Genomic DNA, 9,687 nt, shown 5'->3' with positions numbered 1-9,687 from the left:
TACGGTAGGAAGAAATAAAAAGCAGATAGAGAACTACATTAGGAATCAGCTAGAACAAGATCAAATAACAGAACAAATGAGTTTAAAAGAGTTTGTGGACCCGTTTACGGGTAGCAAGAAGCAAAAGGCATAAATAAAAAGCCCCTTTAGGGGTCGCCCGAAAAAGTAAAACGTTGGTTAGACCATTCGGACGCCCCTTGAGGGGCTTATGTTAGTAATATGCCCTTCCAGGGCTTGAGCAAGCCTCCGGTTTACCGGAGGTCATGACTTGCAGCAACTTTGTTTAATTCGTCAATTAAACTGTCGATGTCGATACCATGTGCGCCCGCACCTTGTTCAATATTTTCAAAACGAGCTGCAGCACAACCTAAACAACCCATACCGGCATTCATAAAAACATCAACGGTGTCGGGATATTTTTGGACAACATCCATAATTCCCATTTCTTTTGTAATATTCATGGTAAATAATCCTCCTGTGTTTATAATACTTTGACAAAAAGAATTATATCATAAATAAAATTCTTTTAACACTTATTCTTAAAAGAAACTAGTATTTTTATATGAATAAAGGTACAATATTAGACGTGTATTATTTTTATATAGGGGAGATTACAAATGGGCATCGTTGCATTTTCAATTGGTGATGTAAATGTATATTGGTATGGAATTATCATTACGATTGCAATTCTTATTGGCATGATAATTACTTGGATTAATGTATATTTGCGTGGACAAGAATTTTCAAGAGTGGTTGATATTTTGCTTTTTGGTATACCCATAGGTTTTTTATTTGGCAGACTGGGTCAGGTTATTTTACACTGGGACAACTATCAGAATAATTGGAGTGAAATCCTCCAATGTGCGCATGGCGGCATTTCAATTTATGGCGCTTTTTTGGGGTTTATATTAGTTGTTTTTCTTTATACTTCAGCGAAAAGACTATCTTTTTGGTTTTGGCTGGATATTTTAGTACCCGCAATTGTCTTTGCACTCATGCTGGATCAATTGGGGCATTTTGTTTTGCAGGTTACGGTGGGAACTCCATTGCCGATTAATATTCCGAATGATCATAGTTTGGTCCAATATATTGAATATGATTTTAGACCTTCTGGTTTTGAAGGGTATGAATATTTTAGGCCAGTTGCTTTATACCAAGCCATTGCGCAGTTTTTCGTTTTTGTTGCTGCCATTATCTTATCTTTTTTGCAAATTCGACGCAATCATATTAAGCAGGGCACCATCTTTTTAAGCAGCATTTTTTTTGTGGCACTCATCCGTTTCTTTTGTGGATTTCTTTATTTGGGAGCACCGGCGAATGATACATTACACTTTGGTCAAATAACCTGTCTTTTAGGGTCAATGCTTTGCCTTTGTATATGGTGCTTGCGTAAATATCAGAGACAAAATTTTTTTTGTGGAACTCTATTTAAATTTTTAAAGTGATTTCGGGGAAAGAGGAGCTTGATTCATGAAATTTTCTTATTTATATAAAAAAATAATTTTAGTGATGTTACTTGTTTTAATTCCGTTGCTTTTGCCTGGTCCCAAAATTTTAGATCAAAAACTTGTTGCCGAGAGTGCCAGTGATACAAGTGTTGTAATTTTGAACTATCATAAAGTAGATGATATGAAGATTTCTTTATCGGTCGCGCCAGTTGATTTCGAAAAACAAATGGCTTATTTAAAAGAGCAGGGGTATACGACAATTACAGCAGATCAGCTGCTGGATAATTTGGAAAATGGAACAGAGTTACCAGAAAAACCAATTCTTATAACATTTGATGATGGATATGAAGATAATTATAAAAATGCGTATCCTGTGCTTAAAAAGTATGGATTTAAGGCGACCATTTTTGTGATTACCGATTTTTTAGATCGATATCCGAATTATATAACCTGGGCGCAGGCAAAAGAGTTGCAGAAAAATGGTATCAGTATTGAATCACATACGGTTCAGCATAAATCTTTGACTGAATTAAATGATGAGGAAGTTCGTTCAGAACTTATAAATTCGAAAAAAGCTATTGATGAACACTTAGGTAAAGATACCCGCTACATTGCTTATCCAACTGGTACCTATAATCTTCATATTGCACAAATGGTAAAAGATGCTGGATATCGTGCTGCTTTCACGGTTAAATATGGGAATGTTGATAAAGCGAGTAATATATATGCCTTAGAGAGAGTACCAATTTTTCATACGGAAAATACGTTTAAGTCCTTTTATGAGCGTTTACACTATATTCCGATCTTTGAACACTTAGGATGGATTAAAAGCTAGGACAAAATGTTCAAATATAGCATAATATTCAAAAAACCTTCTAAAAAAGAAGGTTTTTTTTTTTTTACAAAGAATAGAAAATAAGTGATTGAAAGTGGAGAAATGTGGAGAAAAGTGGTTGATTTTACGATAAGGTGGTGATGAACGGTGCTGATGGGGGAATATTTACATAGTGTTGATGTAAAAGGACGAATCATATTGCCCGTCGATTTTCGTGAAGAACTCGGAACAACGTTTATTATCACGAAAGGTTTAGATCGTTGTCTTTTTGTTTATCACCAGAGTGAATGGAAAATTTTATCGGAAAAATTAAAACAGCTGCCGCTTTCAAAACCAGAAGCTCGTGCTTTTGTTCGTTTTTTCTTTTCAGGAGCAAGACAATTGGAATGTGATAAACAAAGCCGGTTTCTTGTGCCAGGAAATTTAAGAGATTATGCAATGTTAGAAAAAGATGTGGTTTTAATTGGAGTATCAAATCGTATTGAAATTTGGAATAAGGTTCAATGGGAAGCATATAATGATGAAATTAATCCGATGGTGACGACAATTGCGGAAACATTAACGGATTTAGGTATATGAGAGGATGTTTACTGTGGAATTTCACCATATAAGTGTATTAATGGAAGAAACTATAAATAATCTGGTAACAAACCCAGATGGTATTTACGTAGATTGCACGTTAGGTGGTTGTGGTCATTCAAAACGTATTATTAAACAGCTAAGTTCAAAAGGGCGATTGATTGGCATTGATCAAGATCCAACGGCGATTGCTGTAGCAAAAGAGCGTTTGGCAGGTGCTGATTGTAATATTGATATCGTCAATGATAATTTCAAAAATTTGTCCGCTGTTTTACAAAATCTGTCCGTGGAAAAAGTAGATGGGATTTTATTTGATTTAGGTGTTTCGTCGTATCAGCTTGATACAGCAGAACGGGGATTTTCCTACATGCAAGATGCACCACTGGATATGAGGATGAATCCAGCGGAAGGATTATCGGCGTATGATGTTGTTAATAAATATGAAGAAGAAAACATTGAAAAGTTATTAAAAGTTTATGGAGAAGAGCGCTGGGCAAAACGCATAGCACAGTTTATTGTAGAAGCGCGCCGGGAAAAACCGATTGAAACGACAGGGGAACTGGTTGATTTAATAAAGAAAGCAATTCCTTCGGCTGTGCGAAAAAATGCAGGAGGGCATCCAGCCAAAAGGACCTTTCAAGCGATTCGTATTGAAGTGAATAATGAGCTGGGAATTTTAGAAACTGCATTTCGCTCAGCCGTAAATCATCTAAATGTCGGTGGTCGGATTTGTATTATTACCTTTCATTCGTTAGAAGATCGAATTGCGAAGCAGACGTTACAAGAACTGGCAAAGGGCTGTATCTGCCCGCCAAGATTGCCAATCTGTGTTTGCAATCATAAGCCGGAGATTAAAATCATTGGAAAACCTATTGTTGCAACGCTTGAGGAGCTGGATCAAAATTCACGCGCCAAGAGTGCTAAATTAAGAACTGCTGAAAAAAAAGATATATGAGAGCATTTAATGGGAGGAAGGGCACATGTTAGCAAAGCGAAAAGAAGAATTTGAGCTTTACCAGGAAGTACCTGCTGTTAAATCGGTCGAGATACCGCAGCCTAAATTAAATACAACCCTTCGCGCGAAATGTTTTATGTTGGTAGTTTTACTTTCAATTATGGCTATGTTTACGATCATTCGCAGTGCGGAAAATGTGAGTAGAGGTTACGAATTAGTATCAATAAAGGCACAGGCCGATAAACTAGAACGCTCCAATGAGCAGCTTAAACTTGATATAGCCTATATGAAATCACCGCAACGGATTAAACAGATTGCCACGCAGGATTTGGGGATGGTGGTTCCCAAGGAAGTGTATTTTGCTTCACAAAAGACACAATAAAGCTTGAGCCTTTATCAAATCTATTCTTAGACTAATGAAAAACCTCAATACAGCAGCCGATTTTGGCTGCTGTATTGAGGTTTATTGAAATTTTTCATAGCTAACAGGCTGTTTTTAATAAAATAAATTAGATTTTTGAATTTTGACTATAAAAAAATGTCTATACGGTTTATAATATAATACGGTTTCATATTATATATATCAAATTATTCTACTTCAATAGAGATTAGAGGAGAATTTTAGATGAGTAAAACAATAAAAGAATTGGCAGCATTATTGACAGAGGTTAGCGTCGTTGGCGACGAAAATACGAGGATTCAATCCATAGCGCATGATTCGCGTAAGGTGACACAAGATACTTTGTTTGTTTGTATATCAGGAGCCACTGTTGATGGTCATAAATTTATCGCACAGGCAATAGAAAATGGCGCAGTTGCAGTCTTGGTTGAAAAAGATGTTATTGTGCCAAAACATATTACAGTGGTGCGCGTACCAGATGTCAAAGCAGCTATGCACCTTGTGGTACCTTATTTTTATGATTACCCAGCTCGCAAAATGAGATTGGTTGGTATTACAGGAACGAATGGTAAAACAACGACCAGTTATGTATTGCGGGCCATTTTACGTGAAGCTGGCTATAAAGTTGGTCTGATTGGAACCATTCAGATTATGATTGAAGATGAAATTCAGCCAATTCATAACACGACTCCAGATGTCATTGATTTGCAGTGCATTTTAGCCGATATGGCAAAGGCAAAGATGGATTATGTAGTGATGGAGGTTTCATCACATGCATTAGCGCAGGATCGTGTGATTGGCTGTGAGTTTGATACGGCAGTTTTTACAAATTTAACGCAAGATCATCTTGATTATCATAAGACTTTGGAAAATTATGCCAAAGCTAAAGCGAGACTTTTTGATCTTGTTAGTGCTGCTGGACAGACAAAGGAAAATAAGTCGGCAGTTATTAATATTGATGATGCGGCAAGTCTTGTTATGCTTGAACATACTACCTGCCAATGCTTGACCTATGCCATTCATAAAGAAAGTGATTTGAGAGCAAGTGCTATTAATGTTTTGGCAAAAGGGGCTAATTTCACAATTTCAGGTGTCTTTGGTACAATGGATTTAAAATTAAAAATTACTGGAATTTTTAATGTGTATAATGTATTGTCAGCAGTTGGTGCGGCTTTAGCGGAAAAAATAGCACCGCAAATTATTCAGGCGACTTTGGAAAAGTTTACAAGTGTTCCTGGACGTTTTGAGCTAGTCGATGAGGGACAGGATTTTAGTGTGATTGTTGATTATGCACATACGCCAGATGGTTTGGAAAACATTTTGCATACAGCTCGTCAAATTGCTAAAAAACGGATTATCACAGTTTTTGGCTGTGGTGGTGACCGTGATCGTACAAAACGGCCAATTATGGGGCGAATTGCGGCCAAGTTATCGGATGTTGTGATTGCAACCTCTGATAATCCACGAACGGAAGATCCGGAATTTATTTTATCGCAAGTGGAAGCGGGCGTTCAAGAAGAATTAGCGGGTAAACCACATGAAAAAATCATTGATCGAAAAACGGCGATTTTTCGGGCGATCGAAATTGCTCAAGTTGATGATATTGTAATTATTGCGGGCAAAGGACATGAAAATTATCAAATTCTTAAGGACCAAACGATCCATTTTGATGATAAAGAAGTGGCTCGTGCTGCAATTAGGGGGAAACACTAATGGCAAGCTTTACCCTTTCTGAAGTTCAGGCAGCTTTTGCGGCAGTTGTACTTCAAACAAAGCAAAACAAATTTTGTGATATTGTTACAGATACCCGATTCGTGAAAAAAGGTGTGCTTTTTGTTGCACTGATCGGAGAAAAATTCGATGGACATGATTTTTTACAAGCGGCTATTGAAAATGGTGCAGCTGGGGTTCTTGTCAGTCGTAAATATTCAGAAGCGGAACTGCATGATTTGCCTGTTACAGTAATTCAGGCAGCGGATACGTTAAAAGCATACCAACTTTTGGCAAAAGTCTATCGGCGACGTTTTTCGATTCCAGTCATTGCAATTACGGGGTCAAATGGGAAAACAACAACGAAAGATTTTACGGCAGCTGTACTTTCTGCTAAATTTAATGTTTTGAAAACGGAAGCAAATTTTAATAATGAAATCGGTTTGCCGAAAACATTGCTGCAATTACAGGCAAATCATCAAGCAGCCGTTGTTGAAATGGGAATGCGCGGATTTGGTCAAATTGCAGAATTGGCTGAAATTGCCCAGCCGACAATTGGAATTGTGACAAATGTTGGTGAGACTCACATGGAAATTTTGGGGTCACTTGCGAATATTGCAAAAGCAAAAGCGGAACTTGTTGAACATTTGGATGAAGCTTCTGTGGTCATTTTAAATGCTGATAATTCTTTTGTAGCAGCCATGCAGAGCAAGGTACAAGGTAAATGTGTTACATTTGGGATAGAAAAGCCAAGTGATCTACGGGCTGGACATATAAAAACCGTGCATAAAAATTGTACGGAGTTTGACTGTATGTTTAAAGGAAAAACGTATTCATTTGTTTTGCCGATAGTAGGCCGTCATAATGTTTATAATGTACTGGCAGCACTTGCTGTAGGGTTTACACTAGGATTTTCTGCACTTGAAATGCAAAAAGGTTTGGCTGGTTTTACCGCGACGAAGATGCGTTTTGAAATCCAGCAGGTAGGATTGTATCAGGTAATTAATGATGCTTATAACGCGAGTCCAATGTCGATGAAAGCTGCACTTGAAACACTAGTTGAAGTTGCCTCAGCACGTAAAATTGCTGTGTTGGGTGATATGCTCGAACTTGGCAGCGTCTCGGTCGAGGCACATAAAAATATAGGAAAAATGGTTGCTGCTCAAAAAATTGATGCATTGATAACATTTGGTGATATGGCAGCTCATATTGCGCATGAAGCCCGGACCGCTGGGGTTAAATTAGTATATACTTGCAACTCTCATGCTGAAGCGGGCACGGTTTTAAAAGAAATATTACAGCCGGATGATACGATCTTATTTAAGGGGTCACGGGGCATGCAGATGGAAAAAATCATTGATTTGATTTAATATTTGGGAGGAATCAGTTTTATTATGTCAGTTTTATTTTATCCGACACTGGTGGCGCTGCTGATTGTTTTAATCAGTGGGCCCGTGCTTATTCCCATATTACATAAAATGAAGTTTGGTCAGAGTATTCGTCAAGAAGGACCGAAGAGTCATCAAGCGAAAACCGGAACGCCAACAATGGGCGGACTTATGATTATGCTTGCTATTGTAATTTCAACGTGTTTATTTGCTAAACTAAATATGGAGGTTTGTTTAGCCCTTTTTGTTATGTTAGGTCATTGTGTTATTGGATTTTTAGATGATTATATAAAAGTTGTTTTAAAACGTAATTTAGGTTTAAAAGCAAAACAGAAACTTTTCGGACAGATTGTTATGGCATTGATTGTTACGTATATCGGGGTAAATTATATGGGAATGAAAACAGATCTATGGCTTCCCTTTAGCGGCATGACGTTTGATTTGGGTATCTTGTATTATTTTTTAGTGTTTTTCGTCCTCGTGGGGACAACAAATGCGGTCAATTTGACCGATGGGCTGGATGGTCTGGCAGCTGGAACAATGACCATTGCTATTTTGGCTTATGCACTTATTTGTTTACATTTTGGGAAAACCGATCTTGCTATTTTTTGTTTGGGTGTAGCGGGGGCAACGATAGGCTTTTTGTGGTTTAATGTGCATCCGGCAAAAGTTTTCATGGGAGATACCGGTTCATTGGCACTTGGCGGTGCGTTAGCTGCGGTCGCAATTTTGACTAAGACCGAAATTTTATTAGCGATTGTTGGTTTTGTTTTTGTCATAGAAGCGTTGTCCGTTATCATACAGGTTATTTCTTTTAAAACAAGAGGCAAACGTGTTTTTTTAATGAGTCCAATTCATCATCATTTTGAATTGAAAGGCTGGTCTGAAACAAAGGTTGTCGGAGTTTTTTGGCTGGTTGGTTTGATTTGCAGCGTGGCAGCTTTACTGATATTGAAGGTAAGTTAATCTGGAGGAATAGAAAAGATGGATTTTGTAGACAAACAAGTTGTTGTTTTAGGTGCTGGAATCAGCGGCTTTGCCGTTGCAAAACTGGCTTGTAAATTGGGAGCCCGTGTTATTTTAAGTGATACAAAAACAGAAGATAAGATTAAGCTTGATTTACATGAGTTGCGCGCTTGTGGCGTTACGGTTGTGCTTGGACCGCAGCAAGATAGTTTGCTGGCTGGTCTTGATTATTTGATTCTTTCACCAGGAGTTCCTATGGCGATTCCACTTGTGGCAAAGGCGAAGCTGCTTGGCATTGAAATTATGAGTGAAGTTGAAGTTGCTTATCGTTTAGCACAGGTACCAATTTATGCGATTACGGGAACGAATGGAAAAACGACCACGACCACACTTTTGGGTGAACTTTTGAAGACGTTGCAGCAAAATGTGGGTATCGGTGGCAATATTGGTGAACCACTTTGTGATGAAGTGATGCGTGTAGGCTCAACAGGTTGTGTTGCGGCTGAAATATCAAGTTATCAACTCGAAGGTGTTCGTGAATTTAAACCGCATATTGCCGCTGTTTTAAATGTGACACCGGATCATATTGCGCGGCACGGGTCGGTGGATGCTTATCAAAAAATGAAGGAACGGATTTTCCAGAAGCAAACCAAAGAGGATTATCTTGTACTTAATTATGATGATGCCAGGACACGTTCAATGGCAGCACGCGCTAGTGGAAAAGTGATGTTTTTTAGTCGTCTGGAGACACTAAAAGAAGGGACTTTTATTCAAGCTGATTCTTTTGTGATTATTTGGGACCAACAAATATATCGTATTTGTGCAGTCAAGGATATGCAGATCAAAGGCGGACATAATGTTGAAAATGCCTTGGCGGCAATTTCAATAGCATTTTTAGCTGGTGTTGATCCGATTGCCATGGTGGAAATTCTGAAGAAATTTGCCGGCGTTGAACATAGAATTGAACTGGTACGGACGATCGGGAAAGTACCCTATTATAATGATTCAAAGGCGACCAATCCGGAATCAGCCATCAAGGCACTCGAAACGTTTGACGGACATATAATTTTGGTTGCTGGCGGGCATGATAAAAATACAGATTTGACAGATTTTATGAAACGGGTTTGTGAAAAAGTGGATCAGCTAATTTTAATCGGTGCGGCAGCAGCTCGGTTTAAAGAGGCTGCCATTAAAAATGGATTTTCAGCAGCGAATATTCATGAAGCGGGCTATTCAATGGAAGCTGCTACACGTTTGGCATATCAGCTGGCACAGTATCCTCAAGTTGTTTTATTGTCCCCAGCGTGTGCAAGCTTTGACATGTTTGATGGATATGAAGAACGTGGTCGTGCCTTTAAAAAGTTAATACAACAGTTGAAATAGAATTTTGTAGTTTATAAGCAAGG

At 38.2% G+C, this 9,687-nt stretch carries 10 protein-coding genes and 1 pseudogene; 10 read left to right on the top strand and 1 reads right to left on the bottom strand.

Going from position 1 to position 9,687, the window contains the following annotated elements; genetic code table 11:
• Positions 1-133: pseudogene (locus F606_RS23720) on the top strand (IS200/IS605 family transposase); the annotation flags it as partial.
• A 118-nt stretch (positions 134-251) separates the two neighbouring features.
• Here the strand turns inward: F606_RS23720 and F606_RS0115180 are convergent.
• A complete protein-coding gene (locus F606_RS0115180; RefSeq protein ID WP_019554742.1) occupies positions 252-461 on the bottom strand; it encodes a DUF1858 domain-containing protein in 210 nt (69 codons plus the stop codon).
• A 156-nt stretch (positions 462-617) separates the two neighbouring features.
• Here F606_RS0115180 and F606_RS21290 point away from each other — a divergent pair, with 156 nt between their 5' ends.
• The 9 genes from F606_RS21290 (at position 618) to murD (ending at position 9,664) form a co-directional block, all read left to right on the top strand.
• Positions 618-1,445: a prolipoprotein diacylglyceryl transferase gene (locus tag F606_RS21290; RefSeq protein ID WP_019554741.1), complete on the top strand. Its 828-nt coding sequence runs from the start codon at positions 618-620 to the stop codon at positions 1,443-1,445.
• Positions 1,446-1,470: 25 nt separating this feature from the next.
• Positions 1,471-2,283 carry a polysaccharide deacetylase family protein gene (locus tag F606_RS0115170; RefSeq protein WP_019554740.1) on the top strand — a complete coding sequence of 271 codons (813 nt, stop codon included), beginning with the start codon at positions 1,471-1,473 and terminating at the stop codon, positions 2,281-2,283.
• A gap of 147 nt (positions 2,284-2,430) precedes the next feature.
• Positions 2,431-2,862 (top strand): division/cell wall cluster transcriptional repressor MraZ, encoded by a 432-nt coding sequence (gene mraZ, locus F606_RS0115165; protein ID WP_019554739.1) that lies wholly within the window; start codon positions 2,431-2,433, stop codon positions 2,860-2,862.
• A 13-nt stretch (positions 2,863-2,875) separates the two neighbouring features.
• Complete coding sequence (gene rsmH / locus F606_RS0115160; protein ID WP_019554738.1) at positions 2,876-3,817, top strand: 16S rRNA (cytosine(1402)-N(4))-methyltransferase RsmH; 942 nt, start codon at positions 2,876-2,878, stop codon at positions 3,815-3,817.
• 25 nt (positions 3,818-3,842) lie between these two features.
• Entirely contained in the window at positions 3,843-4,199 is a 357-nt protein-coding gene (locus tag F606_RS0115155) for a cell division protein FtsL (protein WP_019554737.1), read from the top strand.
• 243 nt (positions 4,200-4,442) lie between these two features.
• On the top strand, positions 4,443-5,930 hold the full coding sequence (locus tag F606_RS0115150; protein ID WP_019554736.1) for a UDP-N-acetylmuramoyl-L-alanyl-D-glutamate--2,6-diaminopimelate ligase: 1,488 nt from the start codon (positions 4,443-4,445) through the stop codon (positions 5,928-5,930).
• Positions 5,930-7,297, top strand: coding sequence for a UDP-N-acetylmuramoyl-tripeptide--D-alanyl-D-alanine ligase (locus F606_RS0115145; RefSeq protein WP_019554735.1), 1,368 nt, complete (start codon positions 5,930-5,932; stop codon positions 7,295-7,297). Before F606_RS0115150 ends, F606_RS0115145 begins: the two co-directional genes overlap by 1 nt.
• Before the next feature lie 24 nt (positions 7,298-7,321).
• On the top strand, positions 7,322-8,281 hold the full coding sequence (gene mraY, locus F606_RS0115140) for a phospho-N-acetylmuramoyl-pentapeptide-transferase (protein ID WP_019554734.1): 960 nt from the start codon (positions 7,322-7,324) through the stop codon (positions 8,279-8,281).
• A gap of 18 nt (positions 8,282-8,299) precedes the next feature.
• A complete protein-coding gene (gene murD, locus F606_RS0115135) occupies positions 8,300-9,664 on the top strand; it encodes a UDP-N-acetylmuramoyl-L-alanine--D-glutamate ligase (RefSeq protein ID WP_019554733.1) in 1,365 nt (454 codons plus the stop codon).
• Positions 9,665-9,687 lie beyond the last annotated feature (23 nt).

Origin of the sequence: Propionispira raffinosivorans DSM 20765 (genome assembly GCF_000381065.1) — a bacterium.
In the GTDB taxonomy this organism is placed as follows: domain Bacteria; phylum Bacillota; class Negativicutes; order Selenomonadales; family Selenomonadaceae; genus Propionispira; species Propionispira raffinosivorans.
The sequence above is the reverse complement of the archived record's forward strand: the minus strand, read 5'-3'. Positions and strand labels throughout refer to the sequence as shown.